27 protein-coding genes are annotated in these 22,829 nt (G+C 53.5%); 15 read left to right on the top strand and 12 right to left on the bottom strand.

Annotated elements, in window-relative coordinates; all coding sequences use genetic code 11:
• The first annotated feature begins 1 nt into the window (after position 1).
• From Q8W22_RS11060 to Q8W22_RS11025, 8 genes are all read left to right on the top strand, one after another.
• A complete protein-coding gene (locus Q8W22_RS11060; RefSeq protein WP_305452388.1) occupies positions 2-1,159 on the top strand; it encodes an MFS transporter in 1,158 nt (385 codons plus the stop codon).
• 43 nt (positions 1,160-1,202) lie between these two features.
• A complete protein-coding gene (locus Q8W22_RS11055) occupies positions 1,203-1,454 on the top strand; it encodes a DUF6489 family protein (RefSeq protein ID WP_303434083.1) in 252 nt (83 codons plus the stop codon).
• A gap of 236 nt (positions 1,455-1,690) precedes the next feature.
• Positions 1,691-2,083 carry a phasin family protein gene (locus tag Q8W22_RS11050; protein WP_303434082.1) on the top strand — a complete coding sequence of 131 codons (393 nt, stop codon included), beginning with the start codon at positions 1,691-1,693 and terminating at the stop codon, positions 2,081-2,083.
• 76 nt (positions 2,084-2,159) lie between these two features.
• Positions 2,160-3,962 (top strand): alpha/beta hydrolase, encoded by a 1,803-nt coding sequence (locus tag Q8W22_RS11045; RefSeq protein ID WP_305452387.1) that lies wholly within the window; start codon positions 2,160-2,162, stop codon positions 3,960-3,962.
• A gap of 164 nt (positions 3,963-4,126) precedes the next feature.
• On the top strand, positions 4,127-4,456 hold the full coding sequence (locus Q8W22_RS11040) for a multidrug efflux SMR transporter (RefSeq protein ID WP_303434080.1): 330 nt from the start codon (positions 4,127-4,129) through the stop codon (positions 4,454-4,456).
• A gap of 189 nt (positions 4,457-4,645) precedes the next feature.
• Entirely contained in the window at positions 4,646-5,089 is a 444-nt protein-coding gene (locus tag Q8W22_RS11035; RefSeq protein ID WP_303434079.1) for a hypothetical protein, read from the top strand.
• Positions 5,073-5,333 carry a YheU family protein gene (locus tag Q8W22_RS11030; protein ID WP_303434078.1) on the top strand — a complete coding sequence of 87 codons (261 nt, stop codon included), beginning with the start codon at positions 5,073-5,075 and terminating at the stop codon, positions 5,331-5,333. Before Q8W22_RS11035 ends, Q8W22_RS11030 begins: the two co-directional genes overlap by 17 nt.
• Before the next feature lie 45 nt (positions 5,334-5,378).
• On the top strand, positions 5,379-5,576 hold the full coding sequence (locus tag Q8W22_RS11025; RefSeq protein ID WP_303434077.1) for a hypothetical protein: 198 nt from the start codon (positions 5,379-5,381) through the stop codon (positions 5,574-5,576).
• Between the two features lie 218 nt (positions 5,577-5,794).
• On the opposite strand, the gene Q8W22_RS11020 is transcribed toward Q8W22_RS11025, so the two are convergent.
• From Q8W22_RS11020 to Q8W22_RS10990, 7 genes are all read right to left on the bottom strand, one after another.
• On the bottom strand, positions 5,795-6,091 hold the full coding sequence (locus Q8W22_RS11020) for a HigA family addiction module antitoxin (protein WP_305452386.1): 297 nt from the start codon (positions 6,089-6,091) through the stop codon (positions 5,795-5,797).
• On the bottom strand, positions 6,091-6,369 hold the full coding sequence (locus Q8W22_RS11015) for a type II toxin-antitoxin system RelE/ParE family toxin (protein ID WP_305452385.1): 279 nt from the start codon (positions 6,367-6,369) through the stop codon (positions 6,091-6,093). The genes Q8W22_RS11020 and Q8W22_RS11015 overlap by 1 nt, the downstream gene beginning before the upstream one ends.
• 144 nt (positions 6,370-6,513) lie before the next feature.
• Positions 6,514-8,595 (bottom strand): bifunctional tRNA (5-methylaminomethyl-2-thiouridine)(34)-methyltransferase MnmD/FAD-dependent 5-carboxymethylaminomethyl-2-thiouridine(34) oxidoreductase MnmC, encoded by a 2,082-nt coding sequence (gene mnmC, locus Q8W22_RS11010; RefSeq protein ID WP_305452384.1) that lies wholly within the window; start codon positions 8,593-8,595, stop codon positions 6,514-6,516.
• 88 nt (positions 8,596-8,683) lie between these two features.
• Positions 8,684-9,241, bottom strand: coding sequence for a peptidylprolyl isomerase (locus Q8W22_RS11005; protein WP_370693694.1), 558 nt, complete (start codon positions 9,239-9,241; stop codon positions 8,684-8,686).
• 93 nt (positions 9,242-9,334) lie between these two features.
• Positions 9,335-10,063: a TIGR04211 family SH3 domain-containing protein gene (locus Q8W22_RS11000; protein ID WP_305415512.1), complete on the bottom strand. Its 729-nt coding sequence runs from the start codon at positions 10,061-10,063 to the stop codon at positions 9,335-9,337.
• A 22-nt stretch (positions 10,064-10,085) separates the two neighbouring features.
• The gene (locus Q8W22_RS10995; protein ID WP_303434071.1) at positions 10,086-10,385 is read right to left on the bottom strand and encodes a YciI family protein; all 300 of its coding nucleotides are present in this window, start codon (positions 10,383-10,385) and stop codon (positions 10,086-10,088) included.
• Between the two features lie 3 nt (positions 10,386-10,388).
• Entirely contained in the window at positions 10,389-10,994 is a 606-nt protein-coding gene (locus tag Q8W22_RS10990; protein WP_303434070.1) for a septation protein A, read from the bottom strand.
• 65 nt (positions 10,995-11,059) lie between these two features.
• Here Q8W22_RS10990 and Q8W22_RS10985 point away from each other — a divergent pair, with 65 nt between their 5' ends.
• The 7 genes from Q8W22_RS10985 to rluB all read left to right on the top strand — a co-directional run bounded on the left by Q8W22_RS10985 (position 11,060) and on the right by rluB (position 17,804).
• A complete protein-coding gene (locus tag Q8W22_RS10985) occupies positions 11,060-11,923 on the top strand; it encodes a PHP domain-containing protein (RefSeq protein WP_303434069.1) in 864 nt (287 codons plus the stop codon).
• Between the two features lie 101 nt (positions 11,924-12,024).
• Positions 12,025-12,648 carry an L-threonylcarbamoyladenylate synthase gene (locus Q8W22_RS10980; RefSeq protein WP_303434068.1) on the top strand — a complete coding sequence of 208 codons (624 nt, stop codon included), beginning with the start codon at positions 12,025-12,027 and terminating at the stop codon, positions 12,646-12,648.
• A gap of 77 nt (positions 12,649-12,725) precedes the next feature.
• The gene (gene trpS, locus Q8W22_RS10975) at positions 12,726-13,775 is read left to right on the top strand and encodes a tryptophan--tRNA ligase (protein ID WP_305452383.1); all 1,050 of its coding nucleotides are present in this window, start codon (positions 12,726-12,728) and stop codon (positions 13,773-13,775) included.
• 106 nt (positions 13,776-13,881) lie between these two features.
• The gene (locus tag Q8W22_RS10970; RefSeq protein WP_305415537.1) at positions 13,882-15,087 is read left to right on the top strand and encodes a tryptophan--tRNA ligase; all 1,206 of its coding nucleotides are present in this window, start codon (positions 13,882-13,884) and stop codon (positions 15,085-15,087) included.
• 8 nt (positions 15,088-15,095) lie between these two features.
• Complete coding sequence (locus tag Q8W22_RS10965; RefSeq protein ID WP_370694174.1) at positions 15,096-15,998, top strand: ScpA family protein; 903 nt, start codon at positions 15,096-15,098, stop codon at positions 15,996-15,998.
• Positions 15,991-16,953, top strand: a complete 963-nt coding sequence (gene scpB / locus Q8W22_RS10960) for an SMC-Scp complex subunit ScpB (protein ID WP_305452382.1) — start codon at positions 15,991-15,993, stop codon at positions 16,951-16,953. The genes Q8W22_RS10965 and scpB overlap by 8 nt, the downstream gene beginning before the upstream one ends.
• Positions 16,950-17,804, top strand: a complete 855-nt coding sequence (gene rluB / locus Q8W22_RS10955) for a 23S rRNA pseudouridine(2605) synthase RluB (protein ID WP_303434065.1) — start codon at positions 16,950-16,952, stop codon at positions 17,802-17,804. Before scpB ends, rluB begins: the two co-directional genes overlap by 4 nt.
• A 12-nt stretch (positions 17,805-17,816) precedes the next feature.
• On the opposite strand, the gene Q8W22_RS10950 is transcribed toward rluB, so the two are convergent.
• From Q8W22_RS10950 to Q8W22_RS10930, 5 genes are all read right to left on the bottom strand, one after another.
• Positions 17,817-18,740 (bottom strand): GGDEF domain-containing protein, encoded by a 924-nt coding sequence (locus Q8W22_RS10950; RefSeq protein WP_305452381.1) that lies wholly within the window; start codon positions 18,738-18,740, stop codon positions 17,817-17,819.
• A 310-nt stretch (positions 18,741-19,050) separates the two neighbouring features.
• Entirely contained in the window at positions 19,051-19,806 is a 756-nt protein-coding gene (locus tag Q8W22_RS10945) for a YciK family oxidoreductase (protein ID WP_305452380.1), read from the bottom strand.
• Between the two features lie 91 nt (positions 19,807-19,897).
• Positions 19,898-20,557: an HAD family hydrolase gene (locus Q8W22_RS10940; RefSeq protein ID WP_305415507.1), complete on the bottom strand. Its 660-nt coding sequence runs from the start codon at positions 20,555-20,557 to the stop codon at positions 19,898-19,900.
• Entirely contained in the window at positions 20,554-21,282 is a 729-nt protein-coding gene (gene ubiG, locus Q8W22_RS10935) for a bifunctional 2-polyprenyl-6-hydroxyphenol methylase/3-demethylubiquinol 3-O-methyltransferase UbiG (RefSeq protein WP_305452379.1), read from the bottom strand. The genes Q8W22_RS10940 and ubiG overlap by 4 nt, the downstream gene beginning before the upstream one ends.
• Before the next feature lie 33 nt (positions 21,283-21,315).
• Positions 21,316-22,620, bottom strand: a complete 1,305-nt coding sequence (locus Q8W22_RS10930; protein ID WP_303434060.1) for a TRZ/ATZ family hydrolase — start codon at positions 22,618-22,620, stop codon at positions 21,316-21,318.
• Positions 22,621-22,829 lie beyond the last annotated feature (209 nt).

The raw sequence follows: 22,829 nt of genomic DNA, 5'->3' as shown, positions 1-22,829 counted from the left end.
TATGTCTGCGAACGATCGCCAGGTGCGCCAGCCTCTGGCGGTTTTTTATGCGCTGTTTTTTGCGCTGGTTGGCTGTAATGCCCCTTACTGGGGGCCATATCTGCAATCCCTTGGCTTTGATTATGGCGATATTGGCAGCGCCATTGCCTCCTTCTCCCTTGTTCGTATTGTTGCCCCCATGCTCTGGGCTCACTGGAGCCGCTACTTCCACACTCCTTTACATATGGCCCGCATCGCCGGACTAATGACTGCTGTCTGTTTCAGCGCGATTTGGCTGGTGGACGGCTTCTGGCCGGTGCTGGGGGTAATGTTGCTGTATGGCTTCTTCTGGTCGGCGATGTTGCCGCAGTACGAAGTAATCACCATGCATGCCATTGCCAACCGTGTTGAGGATTACAGTCGTATTCGTCTTTGGGGATCGGTTGGCTTTGTGATTACCGTGGCCCTGCTGGGCTGGCTGTTTGAGTACATCCCGGTGGATTGGTTGCCTGCGGTGATGCTGGTATTGATGCTGGGCGTGGTGGTGAATAGCTGGCGACTGAAGCCTGCCGCAGACCAGCAGCCAGGCCGTGATAATGGGGAAGACAGCTCACTCTGGGCGTTATTGACACGTTGGCCGGTGATGGCCTTTTTATTGGTTAATCTGTTGCTGCAAGTCAGTCACGGGCCGTTATACACTTTTTTAAGTATTTATCTGGATGACAATGGTTACTCCTCCAGCAGTATCGGCTTGCTCTGGGCTCTGGGGGTGGTTGCTGAGGTGATACTGTTCTGGCGTATTCGCTGGTTGTTGCAGTGGCTGAACTTGCGCCACTGGTTACTGGTCAGCCTGCTCATCACCGCCTTGCGCTGGTTGTTGATTGCGGCTTTTCCACAGCAGTTGTGGGTGTTGTTATTGGCTCAGGCTTCCCATGCGCTCACTTTTGCCATGTTACATGCTGTTTGTATCCGTTATGTGTCGGTACTGTTTGCTGCAAGCCATGGCCGGGGTCAGGCGCTGTATTCCAGTGCCGGGTTTGGCCTGGGTGGGGCGTTGGGCGCCTGGTTGAGTGGCTATTTCTGGCATCTGGGTGGGGAATGGGTGTTTGTTGGTGCAGCGGTTGTTGCCGTTTTGGCATTGATTGTTGCCTGGAAAGGAATGAATATAAAAATCGAATAGCTAATAAGTTATAAGAATTTATAAGAATCAAAAGGAATAAAATATGAAAATTAATGTAAGTTTTGATTTAACGCCTGAAGAATTCCGTCGTGTTATGGGCTTACCGGATGTTCAGGAATTCCAGCAGGAAGTGTTTCATCAAATGATGGAAAAAATGAAGTCAGGCGAGGAAGGTTATGATGCCATGTCGTTATATAAACCTCTGTTCAGTGAAAGTATGACAGCGATGAACAAGTTTCAAAATATGATGTTTGGCATGATGGCTGGAAAAACAGATGAAAATTCTAACGGGTGATAGCCTGTATTTATAGGGCTTTACGGGTGTTCTTCTAACACTAGTTAGAATTTTGGTCAAAAACGGGCCTTGTTTGTGCCAATTTTCTGACGAATTGAACGCAAGATTAAATAATATGTGATTTGGCGCAATAAAATTTGTCAAATAATGTTATTTGTCATTTAAGTGTAAAACGGCATCAGCTAGTATGACTGTGGCAATACTTGCTAACCACGACCTTTTGAAGGAGCAAAACCATGCAAGATAACGTCCTGAATGCGTTCGCAGAACAAGCGAAAACCATGTACGCGCCAATGTCCAAATTCAACAGCCTGTTTGTTGAAAATATGGAAAAAATGACCGATTTCCAACTGAACTCTATCAAAAGCTATGCTGAGATGGGTTTGGATCAGATGAAAAAAGCATCTGAAGTAAAAGATACCGAAGGTATGCGTGCCTACACTGCTGCACAGGCTGAAGCTGCCAGCTCGCTGAACAAAAAAATCATGGAAGATGCGAAAACTTTCTCTGATATGGCCATGGAGTTCAAATCCCAGGTCGAAACTATCATGGAAGAAGCTCGCACCACAGCGGCTACTACTGCTACGACTGCAAAACCAGCGACCAAAGCGACTACTAAAGCCGCTTAATCCTGGTCGAAGTTTCTGAGGCCACCTTTGGGTGGCCTTTTTTCTTTCTTCTGTTCGGATTATGGGTTTGATAAATATGACCAAGGAAAATTTTGAAGTCGCAGTCGGCGATTTTTACGAGATGTCAGGTCGGCTGGCAGAACAATACGGGCATTTGCTGGAAAAAGTGGTTACCCAGCCAACATCAGGGGAAGATCCTTCTGCGTCTGTATTGTCCGACTTTTCTGCGGCACTTCAGGAGGTTGGGTCAGCCATGCTGAACAACCCCAACAAGTTGATTGCTGATCAGATGGATTTGATGAAGCAGCAGCAGATGTTGTATCAAAATACAGTATTACGTTTTCTGGGGCAGGCTCCGGACCCTGTGGTTACTCCCGATCCATCCGATCGTCGCTTCAAGAATGAAGAATGGGAAGAAAACCCGGTTTTTGACTATATCAAGCAGTTGTATCTGATCCAGGGTAACTCGCTGATGAAAATGATCAGTGACACCGATGGCCTGAGTGATCATACCCGCCAAAAAGTAGAGTATTTTATACGTCAGTACGTCAATGCATTGGCACCAACCAATTTCCCTACTCTGAACCCTGCTGTTATTCGCAAAACGATTGAAACCGGCGGCTCCAACCTGACAAAGGGTATGGAGCAGCTTATGGAAGATATCGAAGGTAGTGTCAAAGGCTCTCTGAACGTCGCCATGACAGATACCAGTGCCTTTCAGGTCGGTCGTAATATTGCGGTGACGCCAGGCAAGGTGGTGTATCAGAACGACGTCATGCAATTGATCCAGTATAGCCCGTCGACCGACAAGGTCTTCAAACGGCCGTTGCTGGTTATTCCGCCCTTTATCAACAAGTACTATATTCTGGATCTGCGCGAAGATAACTCCTTCCTGAAATGGCTGGTGGATCAGGGCCACACAGTATTCTGTATCTCCTGGGTGAATGCTGGCTCGGAACTACGCGACAAGGGCTTTGACGACTATATGCTGGAAGGCCCGATCGCTGCTGTTGATGCGATTCAGAAAGCGACCGGAGAAAAAGAAGTCAACGCCATTGGTTACTGTGTTGGTGGTACCTTGCTGGCATCAACGATGGCTTACCTCAAGAAAAAACGTAAGTCGCCGATCAAGTCAACGACCTACCTGGCTACCTTGATGGACTTTTCTGAGCCCGGTGAAATTGGTGTGTTTATTAACGAAACCGCTATTTCTGCCCTGGAACGCCAGATGGATCTCGTGGGTTATTACGATGGTCGACAAATGGCATTCAGTTTCAGCACCTTGCGTGAAAATGATTTGTTCTGGTCGTTCTTTATTAACAACTACCTGATGGGTGAACGTCCGGCGGCCTTTGATTTGCTGTACTGGAACACCGACAGCACCAACCTGCCAGCGGCAATGCACAGTTTTTACCTGCGCAATATGTACCTGTACAACAAGTTGATCGAACCTGATGGCATCATGCTGGACGGTGTTCCGATTGATATCAGCAAGATCACAACGCCAAGCTACTTTATCTCCTGTGCCCAGGACCATATTGCTTTATGGAAAAGTACCTACAAAGGGGCCACCATCCTGGGCGGAAAAAACTGCTTTGTACTGGGTGGGTCTGGTCATATTGCCGGTATTGTGAATCCGCCACACAAGAAAAAGTACGGCTACTGGACCAACGACGAGCTGCCGGAAGATGCCGATGAGTGGTACAAGGGCACAACTCACAATGCAGGTTCCTGGTGGATAGATTGGCAAGAATGGATTCTCAAACAAGGAGGCATGGAAGAAGTGGATGCTCGTCAGCCAGGCAGCGATGAGTTGCCCGTCATTGAAGACGCACCGGGCTCTTACGTACAACGCCGGATCGGGGTTGTGGCAAAATAGGGCTGGAGTGACTGTCTTGTTCAGGCAAGCGCATATTGGCTTGAACTGAATACGACCACTGACCGATCAGAGCGCCGGATTGTCTCGCTGACAATCCGGCGTTTTTATGCGCTTATTGGAAGGCAGACAGATACACTGGCCGCTTACCTGTCTGGAGTGAAAGAATGAACCACTGGGTCTTGTTAGCAATTGCCATCCTTGGCGAAGTGATTGCAACATCAGCGTTAAAATCAAGCGACAGTTTCACCCGCCTGGGGCCGTCGATTATTGTTGTATTGGGATATGTGGTTGCGTTCTACTTTTTATCTGTCGCGTTAAAAACCATTCCGGTGGGTATTGCCTACGCCGTCTGGGCTGGGTTGGGGGTCGTACTAGTGGCCGTTATTGCCTTTTTCCTGCACGGGCAAAAACCTGATCTTTGGGCATTGGCTGGTATGGGGTTGATTATTACCGGTGTTGCCATGATCAATCTGTTTTCAAAAGCAGGGCATTGACAGGGCCAACCAACCGGCCTGAAGAAAAAGCCTGCACAATGTGTGACAGAGAGCACGGAGTGGCAGCCTGAGTAAACATCACAAAATAGCAATTGTGGCGATCAGTATGCGCAATGGGCTTCAGGCGCTTGCCGCCATGGTGGTTTTGTTTATGATTATGTTATCGAGCCTCTAGTTCAGGACAGACCCGTGAACCACTTTGATCAGGAATCCATCGTGTATGGCGTGATACGCCATAGCCCCAGTACTCGGGAAGTGATTGCCGAGAATGAGCGGCGTACAAATTGGGCGGCCTTGCAGAGCCTGCCTCTGGGGGTGGATGATGATTGGTCGTTGTTGTGCCGGGAGATGTTCTCAATGCCCGGTCAACATCTGCTGAATGGTACCTATCAAACTCATATTATTCATTTTGCTGCTTCTTATCGGGCGGTCGAGTATGAATGGGAATCCTGGTTACGGCAGTTTGAATCCTTGCTCAAGTCGATGTTCTGGGTATCCGCGACCGTACACCTGGAAACGGAATTATCAGGTAAACATACGTTTAACTGGCAAGCTGATCGTGGTCATATCCCCTCGGATGCTGAATTACGCATGAGCTGCGAGTGGGAAAGAGAGGTTGGCTTTGCATTCTGAGACACCACAAGACGATACCCCGGATCATGGCGTGCTTGAAATTCCCTGGAATCGCCTGAGTACGGATGCCCTGGATGCTGTGCTGGCGGAGTTTGTATTACGAGAAGGCACCGACTACGGTGAACAAGAATTCAGCCTGACTGATAAAAAGCAACACGTGAAGCAACAACTGGAATCCGGCAAGGCCCGGTTGTTATTTGACCCGATAGAAAATAGCTGCCACATTGACCTGGTTCGTAACTGAGCTGATTGTCGTTATCTCAAAACCACACCTCCGGAGGCTGCCACCATGACGGATATTCGAGTTCAACGGTTACGCCGTCGGGTGGCGGATGCGGTGGATGATATGGATACCATGAAAGACCAACTGGCCGAGATTCGTGATTGTTGCGCTGAGTTATCGGCTTCCATGCGCAAGATCCGTGAAGACTCTATACGTGCCAGGCAAGCCGCCAAGCGGAGAAATATGCTGAAGCGAGTCGTTTAGGGGGCGGTGTGATGGTTTTCCGTTGCACTTCAACCAGCCCCAATGCGGACGTTAAATCAGTAATGGTAGCGAAGCTGAGCGATCAGGGCTGACATCCATTGCTTTGTCTCCCATTCGCTTCTGTACCGGAAGCTGCACGTAAATGATTCAACAAACACAAGCACACGTAACAATTTTCGTTCCGCTACAAACTGTCCGGAATCATTGAGCCGCTGTCATTATCCAAACGCCAGTTCATAGGGTTGGACTTGCAGCGTTGCCCGTTGATTCCTGAGCACCGATAAATCATACGCACTTTGAAGGCGCAACCAGTGGTCGGCGGAGGGCTTAGCAAAAGCCAGCTCCAAGCGGATAGCCATTTCAGGAGTAATTGCGCCTCGTCCGTTTAATACCTTGGATAAGGTTTTACGGCTTACATTCAAGTGTTCCGCAACATCGGTAATCGTTAACTCCAAAGGCTCAATTACCAATTCTTTTAATATCTCACCGGGATGAGCAGGGTTATGCATAGTCATTAGTGATAATCCTCATAGTTAACAATTTCAGCATCACGCCCGTTGAATCTGAATGTGATGCGCCAATTGCCACTAACAGTGACTGACCAGGTACCTTTTCGTGAGCCGGATAGTTCATGCAAACGCAACCCGGGCAAGTCCATGTTATCGGCGATTTCTGCTTGATCAAGGTTGGACAGAATTAATCGTAACCGCTTGGCATGAGTAGTCTGTATGCCCGCAGTGCTGCCTGTTCGGTAGAATTTTTCCAAACCTTTGTGCTTAAAAGTTTTGATCATGCCTCAATCGTAACCTTTGGGGTTACGATGTCAAGGTGGTTTCAATAATCTGGCCGAGGATAAAGTCCTCTCGCACCAGACCCTTTTAATTTCTGTCTACACCTCCGCACATAGGCATATATAACCGCCTTGGTCTGGCCGCAATCAGGTTCGAGCTGGCAGTTTGCGCCGAATCATATCCCGCAATAAAAAACGTCCTGGCCACAAGGCGGCTGCGACCTGGGTACTGACGGGCAAGGCCGCTCCTGTGATCTGGGCGGCGAGCAGTTCTGCGCACAATGGCGTTGATGCCAGGCCCCGGGAACCATGCCCGATATTGAGCCATAAGCCCGTGTGCAGCGGGGCCTTGCGCGCCGGTATTTGCTTGGCGTTTTTGATCATGGGAGCGTAGCAGCGGATAAAGGCATCGGTATCCACCACTGGTCCGGCCATGGGCAGATAGTCGGGGGTGGTGCAACGGAATCCGGTACGACCACCAATAACCAGGCCGCTCTTGTCGGCGGTGTCCGCCAGCGCATGCCATGATGAGCCAAAATCTTTCAGGTGATCAAGGTTGGTCTGGTGGTCTTGGGGGCGGAGCGTCAGATCCTGGTCGTTCTGATGATAGGTTGCCCCCAATACCAGCTGACCTTGCCGTGCCGGTGCCATATAGCTGCGGCCACACAGCACGGTTTGTAATGGAGGGCTTTGCTGGGCATCGAGGTAGCTGAGCTGACCACGAATGGATTTGATCGGCAGGTAGGTATCCGGCAGTAATGACGGGCTGGCACCGGCTGTCGCAATCACCAGTTGTCGGCTGGTCAGGGTGGGGGCGTTGCCGAGCTGCAACTGCCAGCGAGTGTCGGAATCTTGCTGTATTGATCGGACGGTAGAGATTTGGACATCAATCAAGGGGTGATCAAGCAGTTGCTGACACAAGTCCGCCGGGCTGACCCAACCGGCATCCGGGAAAAACAACCCGCCTTGCTGTAGCGGACTCCCTGACAAGACACTGGCTTCTGCTGCGGATACCGGTCGAATCAAGCTATCGGGGTAGTGGAGGCGGTCGAGAAATTTTTGCTGGCGTTGTTGTTCGGCTGCAGACCAGGCCAGTTGTAATACGCCACAAGGGTTCCAGGCGCCATCGGGACCGGCTGCCAACTGTCGCTTCATCCAGCGCAGGCTGGTGAGATAAGCCTGCAAATAAAATTCAGTATGGGTGGCTTGGTCATTGGCGGCCAGTTTGACGTATAGCCCACCTTGAGGGTTGCCAGAAGCGCCGCTGGCAATACCGGTCTGGTCGATTACCCGTACCGGCATCCCCCGTTCTGCCAGGGCTCTGGCGGTGGTGGCACCGGCCAGCCCAGCGCCGACAACGACCATGGCGAGATCGGGCGTGTCGGTCTCGGTAGTGTTCTCTATTAACCATGGCCGCACCGGTGTCAGCCATGGTTGGGTGTTGGCTTCGGGTGGACGCTCTGGGCCAATGGTGGCGGCGTATGTTGCCGCCAGCATTTCCCGTTTGCCGTTGAAGCCCTTGGGTCTGTTGACCTGAAACCCGGCTCCTTGTAACCCGCGGCGTACAGCACTGGCAGCGGTAAAGGTGGCCAGGGTGGTAGTGCCTGTCAGGTGAGGATGACGACAACTCAGGCGGCGAATCTGGTTAAACAGCTCGGGTTGCCACATCTGCGGATTGGTCGCCGGAGCAAAGCCGTCCAGATACCATGCATGAACCGGCCCGGACAGTTCGCTCAGGGCATTGTCTACATCGTCCAGTACCAGCGTTAGTTGTACCCGTTGTGCGGGCCAACAGAGGCTGTGGAAGCCACGAATGGCGTCCGGGTACTGAGTGAGTAATTGCTCGCTCAGCTCTGCCAGTTCCGGCCAGTGTGCCAGTGCCCTGGCGAGCTGCTGGCGGCTGAGTGGGTATTTCTCAATGCTGGTGATGTGTAACCAGCAGTCAGGGCCGGCGTGTTGCTGGAAGGCCTGCCAGGTAGCGAGAAAATTCAGCCCGGTGCCAAACCCGGTTTCGACGATACAGAAAGGCCCATGCCAGTCGGCCCAGCGCAGTGGCAGCTGATTGTGTTGCAGGAAAACATAGCGGCTTTCGGCCAGACCATCGTGCAGGGAAAAGTAAGGGTCGTGAAACTGTCGGGATACCGGCAGATCATCGTTTTGCCAGATAATATCGGCATTGCCCAGAGCGAGAGGAGAAGACGAAGCGGAGTGGGAGGTCATGTTGGCCATGGCGTTACAGGAAATGGGTATCGGATTCAGTCATACCGGCAAAAGTGAACAAGGCACCGGTATGGCTGTGACTGGCTGCTGCCGGTCGTTACTGGATTTTTTCCACACTGATAAGGATCACCGGTTCTGCGGGTTTGTCTCCTCGCAGGGTTTTGACCTTGCCGATGGCATCCACTACATCCATCCCCTTGGTGACCTTGCCGAATACAGCGTAACCGAAACCCCGGCTGCCGTTATCGAGAAAGTGGTTATCGCTCAGGTTGATAAAAAACTGGCTGGTGGCGCTGGCAGGATCGTTCCGGCGAGCCATGGCGATGCTGCCCCGTACGTTTTTTAAGCCGTTTTCAGCTTCGTTGGCAATGGGAGGCAAGGTAGCACGCTGGCGCATGTCGGTGGTGAAGCCGCCGCCCTGAATCATGAAATCGTCGATAACGCGGTGGAACAGCGTTTGATTGTAATGGCCGCTGTTCATATAGGTCAGAAAGTTCTCTACCGAAATGGGGGCCTTGTTACGATCCAGGGCCAGCTCAATAACACCCATATTGGTGGTCAGGCGGACGGCAACCGGTGCTTGTGGGGTGGCATCGGCCCAGGCGGGGGATAACATCAAAACGGCGCTCAGGGCCAGTAGCTGTTTAACTAACAAACGACGGAACATCGATTTACTCCAGAAATAAATAGGTATCAGGCCGGTGTCATTCCGGCACCGGCCGGAATGACGGGCGGTGCCGGGCCGCGATCAGGACCAGCTGCTGGTGTGCTTGCGACCACCACGAAGGGAAGGCAGGATCAAGCCGGCCAGAATGCCGAGAAAGACCAGACCTCCACCATAAATCAGGCGGTTGAGGTCGCGGTCTTCGCGTAATTGTGCGTTTTCGACACTTATCGCTTCGAGCTGGATTTCCAGCTCCTGATTACGGGTCGATAATTTGCGGGCTTTTTCATCCAGTGCCAGCGCACCAGAAGATACTTCACGGATATTGTTCAGTTCCTGGGTGACCTGAACGGTTTTTTGCTCCAGGTCGCTGCGTTCGGAACGTAATCCTTTGACCTCGGTCTCCAGGGCTTGCAGGCGTTCGGTTGCAGTGGTGAGTTCTGCTTTGGTCCGTTCCAGCTCCTGGTTGACAACAACCAGATGCTCCCGTGCGGTGGGCTGGTTGTCGAGGTAGCGGGTCAGAACCCAGCCTTCGTTGTTCTTGCTGGTTCGTACCAGTGAATAGCCAGCATCGGTATTTTCGCCAATCAGGGTCAGGTGCTCACCGCTTTTCAGCGCCTGGATAATCCGGTGTTGGGCAGAAGGGCCGGAACGCAGTTGCAGCCACAGCGTGTCGGTGACATAGCGTTTTGAACCGGCAGAGACGGCAACATAACTGTCACCGGCCGCGGTTTGTTCTGCCTGAGCGCCGCTTGTCGCTGTTGTGCCTGCGGCGATGATCAGGCATAACCCCAGTTGCGTTAACAGTTTCACGTCTTACTCCTTGCGGGTTGCCTTAAGGCAACACTTTCTTGAACGGTTTTACGATGACCTGCTGGTATACGCCCGCATCGATATAAGGGTCACTGTCAGCCCACTGCTGGGCATCGTGCAGTGAGTTGAATTCGGCAATCACCAGGCTGCCGGTAAATCCGGCCTTGCCGGGATCGTCGCTATCGATGGCAGGATGAGGCCCGGCAACCAGTAAACGGCCTTCGTCCGACAGGGTTTGCAAACGCTTCAAATGGGCCGGACGGGCAGACAGGCGCTGATCGAGACTGTTGTCAACGTCTTGACTGATAATGGCATACCACATGGTTCAGGACTCCTCGTGATTCATGTATTTGTATAAAAATATCGACTGCGCCACGATAAATACAATGGTCAGTCCCAATAGGCCAAACAGTTTGAAGTTAACCCATATATCTTCAGAAAAGTTATAGGCAACCAGCAGGTTGGTGATGCCACTCAGCAGGAAAAAAGCCACCCAGGCGTAGTTCAGCTGAACCCAGACTTGTGTAGGAAGCGTCAGGTTCTGACCCATCATACGCTGCAGCAGGGTTTTTCCTGTGATCCAGTAGGTACCCAGAAAAGCCGCTGCAAACAGCCAGTTTACAACGGTGGGTTTCCATTGAATAAAGGTTTTGTCTTGCAGAATAACCGTGGCGCCGCCCATCAGTACCACCAGAGCCAGAGTCACCAGATGCATGTTCTCGATTTTACCCGTGGTGAAGCGGGTATAAAGGATTTGCAAAATGGTGGCCGGAATCAGTACGGCGGTGGCCAGTACGATCGGTTCCATGGCATGTAATGAGGCCTGCTGGTCGACATTCAACCAAGGCGATACCCACTCAATCAGCTCGGGAGCGAACTTGTAGGTCAGAAAAAAAACAACGATCGGTAAAAAATCCAGGAGTAACTTCATTCGCTTCGCATTCTATGTCCCATTACAATAGGCCGATTATGGCTGAACCTACCAAGAGCGTCCATGTGAACTCAGAGATCGATTTACACTGCCACAGCAATGCCTCCGATGGCCACTTTCCGGCAGACGAGCTAGTGCGTCTTGCTGCCGAGCGCGGTATCAAAACTCTGGCGATCACAGACCACGATACGGTTGACGGGTTCCGTCGCGGCCAGCATACCGCAGCGGAGCTGGGGATACAGCTGATCCCCGGAATTGAGCTGTCGACTGTCTGGAGTGGTGTATCGGTACATATTGTCGGGCTCGGCTTTGATCCGGAGGCGGCGGTGATGCAACAGGCAGAACAGCATCAGAGTACTGTGCGGGCAGCGCGGGCAGAAATTATCGCTGCGCGGCTGGCGAAAAAACTGCGGTGTGAGATCCCGCTGGCAGAAGTGATAGCCTTCGGTAACACCACAGCGGATCAGTTGGGGCGTCCACATTTTGCCAAATACCTGGTCGAGAAAGGCCTGGTGCCCAGTGTGCAGCAGGCGTTTAGTAAATTATTGGGTGCGGGGAAGATCGGTGACGTCAAAAGCGGCTGGCCTGATATGGCTACTGCAGTGGAGTGGATTGTGGCAGCGGGTGGCATACCGGTGTTGGCCCATGCCCACCTTTACAATATGACCCGTACCAAATTACGCAGCTGTGTGCGGGATTTTATCGCTGCGGGTGGTCAGGCGCTGGAAGTCAGTTACGGTAAAATGGACAGCAATCAGGCGGGGCAGATGGCCTCGCTGGCGCGGGAGTTCAATATGCTTGGCTCCTGCGGTAGTGATTACCACGGCCCGAACCGTTTTGGCCTCGAGCTGGGTATGATGCCGGCTTATCCGTCGCTGATTACCCCGGTGTGGCAGCAATGGTCAGCTTCTTCCTCCGCGCCATGTTGAGCACGGGTTGCCGTTGATCTGCGTTATGGTTTTTTAAGCAGGCGAGTGACCGTCGGCGTATGATCAATATGGCAGATTGATTGAAAGAGACAGGAGTTAACATGAGCCAATTTTTACAGATTCATCCAGACAATCCCCAGGCACGACTGATTAATCAGGCTGTTGAAGTACTGCGTAAAGGCGGCGTTGGTATTATTCCCACCGAATGCTCGTATGCGCTGGCATGCCGTATCGGAGACAAAAAAGCCACAGAAACAATCCAGCGTTTGCGCCAGCTGGGGCCGAAACACAATTTTACTTTGTTGTGTCGGGATTTCTCTGAATTGGCAACGTTTGCCAAGGTAGACAACAGCCAGTACCGGTTGCTCAAAGCCCATACACCGGGGGCATTCACGTTTATTTTGCCCGCCACCCGTGAAGTACCAAGACTGCTGATGCACCCGAAAAAACGCACCATCGGTATTCGGGTACCAGACAACGCCATCGCCATGGCCTTGCTGGAGGCCATGGATGAACCACTGATGACCAGTTCATTGATTATGCCCGGAGACGATATGCCGCTGTCCGATCCTTACGATATTCGTCAAACCCTGGAAAACCAGCTCGATCTGATTATCGATGGCGGTTATTGCGGTTTTGAAGCCACGACCGTGATTGATATGACCGGCGACGCACCAGAGCTGATTCGACAAGGGGTCGGGGATGCGGCGGATATCCTCGACTAGTCATCGGCCGGGCTGTCAGTCGGGGATAAAACCGGTATGATGCGCGTTTTGTTGTTTCGCTTGCCTGGATGATTAGAATGACTCAAGACGCTTCGAATGCCACTGTGCCAAATGGCCCCAAACGGGTTCTGACCGGCATTACCACCTCCGGAACACCTCATTTGGGGAACTACGTCGGAGCCATTCGGCCAGCCATTGAAGCCAGCCGGGAAGATACCAACGAGTCGTTCTATTTTCTGGCAGATTATCATGCCCTGATCAAATGTCAGGACCCGGCCGCGGTCCAACAGTCCACCAAGGAAATTGCCGCGACCTGGCTTGCCTTGGGGCTGGATACCAGCAAAGCCGTTTTTTACCGGCAGTCAAATATTCCCCAGATCACGGAACTGTGCTGGGTTCTCAGCTGTATTTGCGCCAAGGGATTGATGAACCGGGCACATGCCTACAAGGCATCCGTGGACGTCAACGTAGCCGACGGTGTGGATGCCGACAAAGGCATCAGCATGGGCCTGTTCAGCTACCCGGTACTAATGGCAGCGGATATCCTGATGTTTGGTGCCACACATATACCGGTTGGCAAGGATCAGATCCAGCATGTGGAAATGGCCCGCGATATCGCCCAGCGTTTTAACCATATCTATGCCAACAAGGCCCCGATTCTGACGCTGCCCGATTACGTTGTGAGTGATCAGGTGGCCGTGCTGCAAGGGCTGGACGGTCGTAAAATGAGCAAAAGCTACGGTAATACCATTCCGCTCTTTTTGCCTGAGAAACAACTGAAAAAACACATCAACAAGATCAAGACCAACCTGTTGGAACCCGGTGAAGCCAAAGACCCGGATACCTCTGCGGTCTTCCAGATCTGGCAAGCCTTTGCTTCCGACGAACAAACCGCCGCCATGCGCCAGGCCTTTGCTGATGGTATTGCCTGGGGTGAAGCGAAGAAACAACTGTTCGAGCTGATCAACGCTGAGCTGGCTGAATCACGGGAGCGTTACAACGACTTGATGAGCCGTCCCCAGGATATCGAAGAACAGCTGCAGGCCGGTGCTGCCCGCGCTCGCGCCATCAGTGAACCCATGATGGCTGAGGTGCGGCAGGCGGTAGGTATCGCCCGCTTGTTTTGAAAACCCGTTCGGTGAATCGGGTTATCCGTATTTGTTGTCACTGGCACCTGCGTTTGGCAGGTAGTCCGTATCAGGATCAATACAAGAGGGATGTTATTTGAGCTCCATGGATTCCCAGCGGCGCGTGGTTTCCGGTATGCGCCCGACAGGGCGGTTGCATCTCGGGCACTATCACGGCGTATTAAAAAGCTGGGTGCGTTTGCAGCACGAATATGAATGTTTTTTCTTTGTTGCCGACTGGCACGCCATGACCACTGAGTACGAGCAGCCACAGGCATTGTCGACCCATGTCTGGGACATGCTGATCGACTGGCTGGCAGCGGGGATCAATCCGGGGTCTGCGACATTATTTATCCAAAGCAAAATACCGGAGCAAGCCGAGCTGCATTTGTTGCTGTCGATGCTGACGCCACAAGGCTGGCTGGAGCGGGTACCGAGCTACAAAGACAAAAAATCGTCCCTGCATGAATCGGAATCATCGACGTATGGCCTGCTGGGTTATCCCTTGCTGCAAGCCGCCGATATTCTGACCTATCGCGCTGGTCTGGTGCCGGTCGGTGCCGATCAGGTGGCTCATATCGAAATGGCGCGAGATCTGGCCCGCCGTTTTAATCATTTATACGGCCGCGAAGCCGGGTTTGAAGACCATGCCCGGCTGGCGTTAAAAAAAATCGGTAAAAAGACCGGCAAGCTGTACAAGGAATTGCGGCGGGATTTTCTTTCGCATGGCAATAACGACGCCTTGTTGACTGCCCAGGCGCTGGTGCGGGAACAGGTCAGCCTGACGCTATCCGATCGGGAACGCCTGATCGGTTATCTTGAAGGTGTAGGGCGAACCATTCTGCCGGAACCCCATGAAATGCTGACGGCTACGGCGAAAATGCCCGGCCTGGACGGCGAAAAAATGTCCAGCTCCGGGAATAATTTTATTCCATTACGTGCTGAGCCTGATGAGGTCAGCCAGAAAATCCGCACCATGCGCACCGATCCGGCACGAGTCCGGCTGACAGACCCCGGCAACCCGGATGTGTGCCCGGTATGGCCCTTTCATCAGGTCTATTCCGATGAATCACTGCAGCAGCGTGTCCAGGGCGCCTGTCGTGGTGGTGAGTGGGGATGTCTGGAATGCAAACAACCGGTGATCGATGCGATCGTGGCTGAGCAGGAACCGATTCGTGCCCGCGCGGCACAATATGAAAACGAGCCGGATTTGCTCCGCAGTCTGATTGCGGATGGTACCGACAAAGCGCGGGATGCAGCGCGAGCGACACTGGATGAAGTGCGCGAGGCCATGGGATTAAGCTATCGCTAGGAGAGGCTGTGACACACGCGCAGAATAACGCCGCCCCAGCACCCGGCAATACCTCCGTTGCCGCTGTGGATGTCACTGAAGTGACCGAATCTCTTGAATCGACGCCGCCAGCGATATCCTTTGCTTTGGTACAAGGGCAGCCCCTGACCCAGTTGCCGCTGGATTTGTACATACCTCCCGATGCGCTGGAAGTGATTCTGGAGCAATTTGAAGGGCCACTGGATCTGCTGCTGTACCTGATTCGCAAACAGAACCTGGATATTCTCGACGTCAATGTGGCTGATATTGTTGATCAGTACCTGCGTTACATTGATGTGATGCAAGAAATGCAGCTGGAGCTGGCGGGGGAGTATCTGGTCATGGCCGCCATGCTGGCAGAAATCAAAAGCCGCATGCTGTTGCCTCGTCACAGTGACGGCAGTGATGATGAAGAAGAAGACCCTCGCGCCGAGCTGATCCGCCGCTTGCAGGAATATGAGCGTTTCAAGACGGCCGCTGAAGACCTGGATGCCCTGCCGCGTATGGAGCGGGACTGGCAACAGGCCAGTCTTCGTATCGAGCAGCCGACAGTGACCCGTATGCACCCGGATGTCGACATGCGGGAGCTGATGCTGGCTTATGCCGATATTCTGCGGCGGGCTGACCGTACCGAACATCACGAAGTACAACGTGAGCAGCTATCAACCCGGGAGCGTATGAGCCAGGTACTGGAGCGACTGGATGGCGATGAATTCAGCCCGTTCCTGCAGCTGTTTGATTCGACGGAAGGTCGTCTGGGGGTTGTTGTGACCTTTCTGGCGGTGCTGGAACTGGTAAAAGAAAAACTGATCGAGCTGGTGCAACAGCAGCCATTTGGTCCGATCCATGTGCGGATGAAGCCCGCAAGCGGAGAGTACACTGACGATGAATAATCCTGACCGTCATCACCGCAATCAGTCACTGGTTCGCCATGGCCTGACAGCAGAGCAGCTGGCTGCTGTATTGGAAGCTGCGATGCTGGTTCATGCCGCACCGATGTCGCTGGAGCGTATGGCCAGCCTGTTTGAGGAGTCGCAGAAACCGCTTAATTCAGAACTGCGCGCTGCCCTTGAGTTGCTGGATCAGCAGCTGCAGGGGCGAGGTATTGAACTGGTCAAGGTCGCCAGTGGCTATCGATTGCAGGTGCGTCAGCACACCATGCCCTGGGTCAGCCGGTTATGGCAGGAGCGGCCACCGCGTTATACCCGGGCTTTACTGGAAACCCTGGTGCTGATCGCCTATCGACAACCAGTGACCCGAGGTGATATTGAAGATGTACGTGGCGTGGTGGTCAGTTCCGGTATTATCAAGACCTTGCTGGAGCGTGAATGGATCAAGGTGGTCGGTCATCGTGATGTACCGGGGCGGCCAGCGCTGTTCGCCACCACGGCAGAATTTCTCGATTATTTTGGCCTCAGTAGCCTTGATCAACTACCCTCTCTGATGGCTATCCGGGAGCTGGATGAGGACAATCGCAAGCAGGCGTTGGGTGAGAATGCCGACGCCAAGCGCCGTCCCGATGAAGATTATACATTTACCCGCGACGAAGACGTCGCTCGGCGTGGTGCCGATGTTCTGGATGCCACCGCCGATGACTTGGCCGAGGCCGATGCACTGGTCGCCCGAGTTGAACAGAATTTGCTGGCCCGTAATGAGCATGACTCAGGCAGCAATAACAAGATCACCAAAGGTAGCAATACAGAGGGCGTCCCCGCCCGGAAGCAGCTTGACGATTTGATCGACCGGCTGCAACAACCAGCACAGCGGGACGCTTCCCAGACACCTGCAGACTCAGCGGCATCGGAAGATGATGCAGAGGATGCCCGTAAACAAGATAAACCGTCATGAAAGAACGTATACAAAAAATCCTGGCCGTCAGTGCCATTGCCAGCTCTCGTCGTGAAGCCGAACGCTGGATTGCTGAAGGTCGTGTGGGCCTGAATGGCAAAACCGCCGTGTTGGGTGATCGCGCCGATAAGTATGATGATGTGCGCCTCGATGGTCGCCCGCTCAAGCTGGATGATATTGGCCGGGATCGCCGCGTGCTGGCTTATAACAAGCCGGTGGGCGAAGTGTGCAGCCGTACCGACCCGGAGAAGCGCCCGACGGTTTTTGATCACTTGCCCAAAACCAAAGGCGAACGCTGGATCAATGTTGGCCGTCTGGATATCAATACCAGCGGCTTGCTGCTATTCACCACCGATGGTGAACTGGCCAACCGGTTGATGCATCCATCGACCGGTGTCGATCGTGAGTACGCGGTGCGGGTTCGGGGTGATGTGGATGAGGCGATGATTACCCGGCTGAAAGAAGGCGTCTTGCTGGATGACGGCATGGCCAAGTTTGCCGATGTGAAATACTTCGATGGCGAAGGCCAGAACAAGTGGTATCACGTGGTGGTGATGGAAGGTCGTAACCGCGAAGTGCGGCGCTTGTGGGAAAGCCAGGGAATTGAAGTCAGTCGTCTTAAACGGGTGCGCTATGGCTGTATTTTTCTGCCATCCAATATTCCGGTCGGTACCTGGGTTGAGCTGGGCCAGCGTGAGCTGAATGACCTGTCAGACTCGGTCAGCCTGGAGCGTAAACGCGTGCGCCGGTTGGTCGGGAAAGAAAAAGAACAATTCCAGCGCCAGCAAAAGCGTCAAAAAATACGTCAGCAGGTTGGCCCACGTCCCAAGCGGCGTAACCCCGAAGCCTGATCCGTTCTGGTATTAATCCGGTGGCGTGGCGCAGGATTCTGGCAATGCCTGCTCACCCACCACCCGGTTGCGGCCTTGATGCTTGGCGCTGTACAGCGCCTGGTCGGCACGATGAATCAGACTGCGGCGACTGTCAGATGCCCTCAGGCTGGCACAGCCAATACTGGCGGTGGCAGCGATATTGACCCCATATGATGAAATACGCCGTTGGCTGATGGTCTCGCGAATCCGGTTGGCAACAATCATGGCATCGCTCTGATGGGCATTGCTGAGTAATACCAGAAACTCTTCCCCTCCAAAACGAAAGCACAGGTCCGTCTGGCGCATACAGTCGGTAATGGCTTGTACCGCGCTTTGTAGTACTTCATCGCCACTGTTGTGGCCATACTGGTCGTTAATCGCCTTGAAGTTATCCATATCGAGCATCAAGAGCGACAGTTGCTGGTTATGGCGATGGCTCAGTTCAATTTCCCGCTCCAGCGTCTGTTCCATGGCAATCCGGTTACCAGCTCCGGTCAAGGGGTCACGAAACGAGGCATCCCGTACTTTCTGATACAGCAAGGCATTACGCAGAGGATGGCGTAAAACCCCAAGCAGTACGTGCAAGCAGGATTGTTCGTGGTCATACAGGGGGGTGGCGCGAAAAAAAATCAGTTCGCCCAGGTCATCATCATGAAGATTCAGGGAGTGATTGACCCGGTGTGGGCCAACCCGCCCGAGGCAGACCGCCATAGGCAGGTCATACGAGCGATAGCTGATGCCATCAATAGGGATAGTGTTCTGGATATTCTGGAAGAAGAGTTCAATCAGCAGTCGCAGTTCCAGCGTGCTCTGGAGTTGCAGGGCGAGATGAAGCAGGGTTTCGGGTCGAATGGGGTCATCAATAACGGTGGCGTCGTTCGGCCCAGGCGGGTTACTGCGTTGTGATCGGTTCACCCCATCTTGCCTCTTGTTGTTTTATGACCAGATTATAGTTCATAAGCAAAGTTAATGCCTGAACTCTGGTGTTGATAAAATACTATATAACTCAATAACTTGTCTTTATAGCATCGGCTTTGCTGAAAAATACTCTTGGTTGGTGTCATTAAAAAGAACATATTTTTGACGCAGCAAGTCAATTTATTGTCAGTTGTTGACGTGGCGTGGATATAGAGAGCGGAGAGAATGGCGAGGGAATCGGAGCAAGAGTGTCTGACCGGAGAACACCCCGGCCAGACATCTCATTCAGCCTGAGTCCGCTAGTGGTCTATTCCGGGCGAAATGCGTGTTCGCCCTGAGCGTCCAGGCTCTGGCCATGAATACCGGTCGATGCCGGGCTCATCAAATGCAGGTACAACGGCATAATATCACTGGGAGGAGTTACATCGGCGGGGTTTTCAACCGGATAAGCGGCTGCCCGCATGGTGGTGCGGGTCGCTCCCGGGTTGATGGCATTGACGCGGATATTGCTGGTGTTTTCCAGCTCTTGTGCGAGTACCTGCATCAGCCCTTCGGTAGCACATTTGGATACCGAATAGGCTCCCCAATAAGCGCGACCAACACGGCCAACGCTACTGCTGGTAAACAGAATGGCGGCATCGGCGGGTGCCTTGTGCAGCAATGGCAGCAGCTGCTTGGTTAGTAAAAACTGGCTGTTGAGGTTAATTTGCATCACCTTCATCCAGGTGTCGGCGTGGTAGTTGTCGATGGGGGTACGTTGGCCGAGCACACCGGCATTCAACAGCAAGCCATCCAGATGCCCAAAGTGGGTTTCGATCATCTCGGCCAACTGACGGTAAGGTTCTTCGTCGCTGGTTTCCAGATCAAACGGCATAACGGCGGCTTGTGGCAATTGCTCGGCTTCAATCAGGTCGTAGGTATCGTTCAGGGCTTCCTGGGTACGTCCCAACAATAAAACGGTGGCTCCGGCCCGGGCATAAGTCAGGGCTGCTTCGCGGCCAATTCCGTAGCCAGCGCCGGTGATCAGAATAGTACGCCCTTGCAGGGCTTGTGTTGCGGTCATGCGAAAATCCTTGGTCTGGTGGTTCGGGTCAGGGGGATGGCCTGGATCAACCGATACGCCGCCCTGGTGGTGCTGATCAACAGGGTGGCGGCTAGCGGCCGAGCAAGGTGATCAGTTCATCCGCGGTATGAATACTGTTATCGGCTTGCCAGCGCTGCGGGTCATCGTGGTCTTCTATATAACCAAACAGGGCGGCAATGGTGCGCATACCGGCAGCCTTGCCGGCTTGAATATCGCGCAGATGGTCGCCCACATACCAGCAGGCCTCCGGTTGCAGTTCCAGCTGGGCTGCGGCCAGCAGCAGGCTTTCCGGGTCTGGTTTGGCGATACGAACATCGTCGGCACAGACCAGTACCGGTGCGCTAATGGCCAGCTTTTCCAGCAAGGGAACAGCAAAACGGCGTGGTTTGTTGGTGACAATGCCCCATTGCACCCCTAGCAGTTGCAATTCATCGAGTACGGCCCGGAAGCCGGGAAACAAGGCGCTGGCCGTGGCAAGGTAGTCGCCATAACGGTTGAGCAACTGCTCGCGGTAGTCACTGAATTCCGGGTGATCCCGGCTTATTTCCCAGGTGATTTCGGTCAGTGCCGCACCGCCATTACTGACTTGCTGGCGAATGGTTTTATGGTCCAGTGGGGGCTTGCCCTGTTCTTGTCGCAGCGAATTGACAACACCAAAAAAGTCGGGGGCACTGTCGAGCAGGGTGCCATCCAGGTCGAACAGGATGGCGTGTGGATGCGGCTGGCTCATACGTCGTCCTGTGCTGGCCGGATGGTGGTCATCAGGTAATTGACGCTGACATCCTGGTCGTTCAGTTTGTAGCTTTTGAACAACGGGTTATAGGTCATGCCGGTAATATGGGTCGCTTGCAAATCAGCCTGGCGGCACCAGCGTGTCAGCTCACTGGGCTTGATGAATTTGGTGTAATCGTGGGTACCGGCCGGTAGCATTTTTAACAGGTATTCCGCTCCGATAATCGCCATGCCATAAGCTTTGGGGTTGCGATTCAAGGTAGAGAAAAACACATGGCCGCCGGGTTTTACCAGGGTGGCACACGCACGGATGATAGAAGCCGGGTCGGGTACGTGCTCAAGCATTTCGAGGCAGGTGACGACGTCGAAACTGGCCGGTTGCTGTTCGGCCAGTGCTTCAACGGCAATATGCTGGTAATCAATTTTGACGCTGGATTCGAGGGCGTGCAAGCGGGCGATATTCAGCGGCGCTTCACCCATATCGATACCGGTAACCGTGGCACCGCGCTGGGCCATGGCTTCGCTGAGCAAACCACCACCACAGCCAACGTCGAGAACCTGTTTGCCAGCCAGTTCGGCGGCCTGGTCGATGTAGTTGCAGCGTAATGGGTTGATATCGTGCAGGGGTTTGAATTCGCTTTCCGGGTCCCACCAGCGGCTGGCCAGGGCTTCAAATTTGGCGACTTCGGCGTGGTCGACGTTTGCTGTACTGTGTTCGGTCATCATTGTTTCCTGTTGTCCCGTCGAGGTCTTGGGTTAATTCGGACGAATACGTTGTGACCACTGGCGCGCAGTGGCGGTCAGCTGGTCGATATCTATATGGGTAAACTCGGCGTTATGCAACAGCGCCTGGCCAGCCACCCAGACATGGCTGGTATAACGACTGCTGTCGGTGTAAACCAGCTGGGATATTGGATCATACAGTGGTTGCTGTGATAGCTGCGACAGGTCAACTGCTTGTAAATCAGCCCATTTGCCAACTTCAATCGAACCGGTGTGCTGGTCGATGCCCAGTGCCTGGGCACTGCCCAGCGTGGCCATATGCAAGGCTTGCAAGGCCGGTACGGCGGCGGCATCGGCGGCGACGGCCTTGGCCAGCATGGCAGCGGTTTTCATTTCGGCCTGCAGGTTCAGGTCGTTGTTGCTGGCGGCACCATCGGTGCCCAGTCCGAGCGGAATACCGGCCTGCAACAGCCGAGCCGTGGGGCAAAAGCCGCTGGCAAGTTTCAGATTGGATTCCGGACAGTGGACGACGCTGGCACCGCTCTGGCGCATAAGCTCGAGGTCCTGGTCGTTGATCTGGGTCATATGGACACAGCTGACGCCAGGGGCCAGAAAGCCCAGATCGAACAGACGTTCGATAGGGCGCTTGCCGTATTTTTCCAGGCTGTCTTGCACCTCAAAGGCGGTTTCATGCAAATGGATCTGTACCGGTAGCTGCAGCTCATCAGCCATGGCGCGTACCTGGCGCAAAGGAGCATCGGAGACGGTGTAGGGGGCATGAGGTCCGAGTCCCAATGTCAGCAGGTCGTGCTGTTGGCACTGGGTATGGACTGCCAGGGCTTTCTGTAGATAGTCATCGGCGTTGCTGGCGTAGTTGGTAGGAAAATCCAGAACCGGCATCAGGTTAACGTGGCGCATGCCGACGGTCAGCGAGGCCGCAATGGCATCCTGCGGATAAAAGTACATATCGGCAAAGGTGGTGGTGCCGGAACGAATCATTTCCGCCATCGCCAGTTCGGTACCCTGACGGACAAAGTCACTATTCACCCATTGGGTCTCGGCAGGCCAGATATGCTGCTGCAGCCAGGTCATCAAGGGTAAATCATCCGCCATTCCCCGGAACAGCGACATCGCGGCATGACCATGGGCATTGATATAGCCGGGCAGCAGTGCATGGTGGGGCAATTCGATGGTTTGCCGGGCGTCACGCTCAGATTCTGACGACTCAATGGCTTCAATACGGCCGTTTGTTACAAAAACCGAAGCGTGTTCGATGATCGGTTGATTACCATCCATTGGCACCAGCCAGCGAGCGTTGAGACGGAGGTCTGCAGTCATGAATAATCCTCATGTAAAAAGAGAGTAGATCGCCGTCAACGGTGGCGGGCACGAAGACGATTATATCCACCGCCCGGAGTGTTCGCGACCGCAGACTTGCAGAGTCTGCAAGATTGGAATCCAAAAGTGCGGTTTGGGCGGCCGTCAAGGGCAATGGAGCGCTTTTGCCCGAAAAGATGTTCGTTGCCGGGTATTTTGTTAATGCTGGG

It is taken from the genome of Oceanobacter sp. 1_MG-2023, from assembly GCF_030689025.1.
Classification (GTDB): domain Bacteria; phylum Pseudomonadota; class Gammaproteobacteria; order Pseudomonadales; family Oceanobacteraceae; genus Oceanobacter.
The sequence above is the reverse complement of the archived record's forward strand: the minus strand, read 5'-3'. Positions and strand labels throughout refer to the sequence as shown.

Coding starts and splice junctions, on each gene's coding strand:
- Q8W22_RS11060 (WP_305452388.1), top strand. CDS start 2: ATGTCTGCGAACGATCGCCAGGTGCGCCAGCCTCTGGCGGTTTTTTAT.
- Q8W22_RS11055 (WP_303434083.1), top strand. CDS start 1,203: ATGAAAATTAATGTAAGTTTTGATTTAACGCCTGAAGAATTCCGTCGT.
- Q8W22_RS11050 (WP_303434082.1), top strand. CDS start 1,691: ATGCAAGATAACGTCCTGAATGCGTTCGCAGAACAAGCGAAAACCATG.
- Q8W22_RS11045 (WP_305452387.1), top strand. CDS start 2,160: ATGACCAAGGAAAATTTTGAAGTCGCAGTCGGCGATTTTTACGAGATG.
- Q8W22_RS11040 (WP_303434080.1), top strand. CDS start 4,127: ATGAACCACTGGGTCTTGTTAGCAATTGCCATCCTTGGCGAAGTGATT.
- Q8W22_RS11025 (WP_303434077.1), top strand. CDS start 5,379: ATGACGGATATTCGAGTTCAACGGTTACGCCGTCGGGTGGCGGATGCG.
- Q8W22_RS11020 (WP_305452386.1), bottom strand. CDS start 6,091: ATGACTATGCATAACCCTGCTCATCCCGGTGAGATATTAAAAGAATTG.
- Q8W22_RS11015 (WP_305452385.1), bottom strand. CDS start 6,369: ATGATCAAAACTTTTAAGCACAAAGGTTTGGAAAAATTCTACCGAACA.
- mnmC (WP_305452384.1), bottom strand. CDS start 8,595: ATGGCCAACATGACCTCCCACTCCGCTTCGTCTTCTCCTCTCGCTCTG.
- Q8W22_RS10995 (WP_303434071.1), bottom strand. CDS start 10,385: ATGTGGTATGCCATTATCAGTCAAGACGTTGACAACAGTCTCGATCAG.
- Q8W22_RS10990 (WP_303434070.1), bottom strand. CDS start 10,994: ATGAAGTTACTCCTGGATTTTTTACCGATCGTTGTTTTTTTTCTGACC.
- Q8W22_RS10980 (WP_303434068.1), top strand. CDS start 12,025: ATGAGCCAATTTTTACAGATTCATCCAGACAATCCCCAGGCACGACTG.
- trpS (WP_305452383.1), top strand. CDS start 12,726: ATGACTCAAGACGCTTCGAATGCCACTGTGCCAAATGGCCCCAAACGG.
- Q8W22_RS10970 (WP_305415537.1), top strand. CDS start 13,882: ATGGATTCCCAGCGGCGCGTGGTTTCCGGTATGCGCCCGACAGGGCGG.
- scpB (WP_305452382.1), top strand. CDS start 15,991: ATGAATAATCCTGACCGTCATCACCGCAATCAGTCACTGGTTCGCCAT.
- rluB (WP_303434065.1), top strand. CDS start 16,950: ATGAAAGAACGTATACAAAAAATCCTGGCCGTCAGTGCCATTGCCAGC.
- Q8W22_RS10945 (WP_305452380.1), bottom strand. CDS start 19,806: ATGACCGCAACACAAGCCCTGCAAGGGCGTACTATTCTGATCACCGGC.
- Q8W22_RS10940 (WP_305415507.1), bottom strand. CDS start 20,557: ATGAGCCAGCCGCATCCACACGCCATCCTGTTCGACCTGGATGGCACC.
- ubiG (WP_305452379.1), bottom strand. CDS start 21,282: ATGACCGAACACAGTACAGCAAACGTCGACCACGCCGAAGTCGCCAAA.
- Q8W22_RS10930 (WP_303434060.1), bottom strand. CDS start 22,620: ATGACTGCAGACCTCCGTCTCAACGCTCGCTGGCTGGTGCCAATGGAT.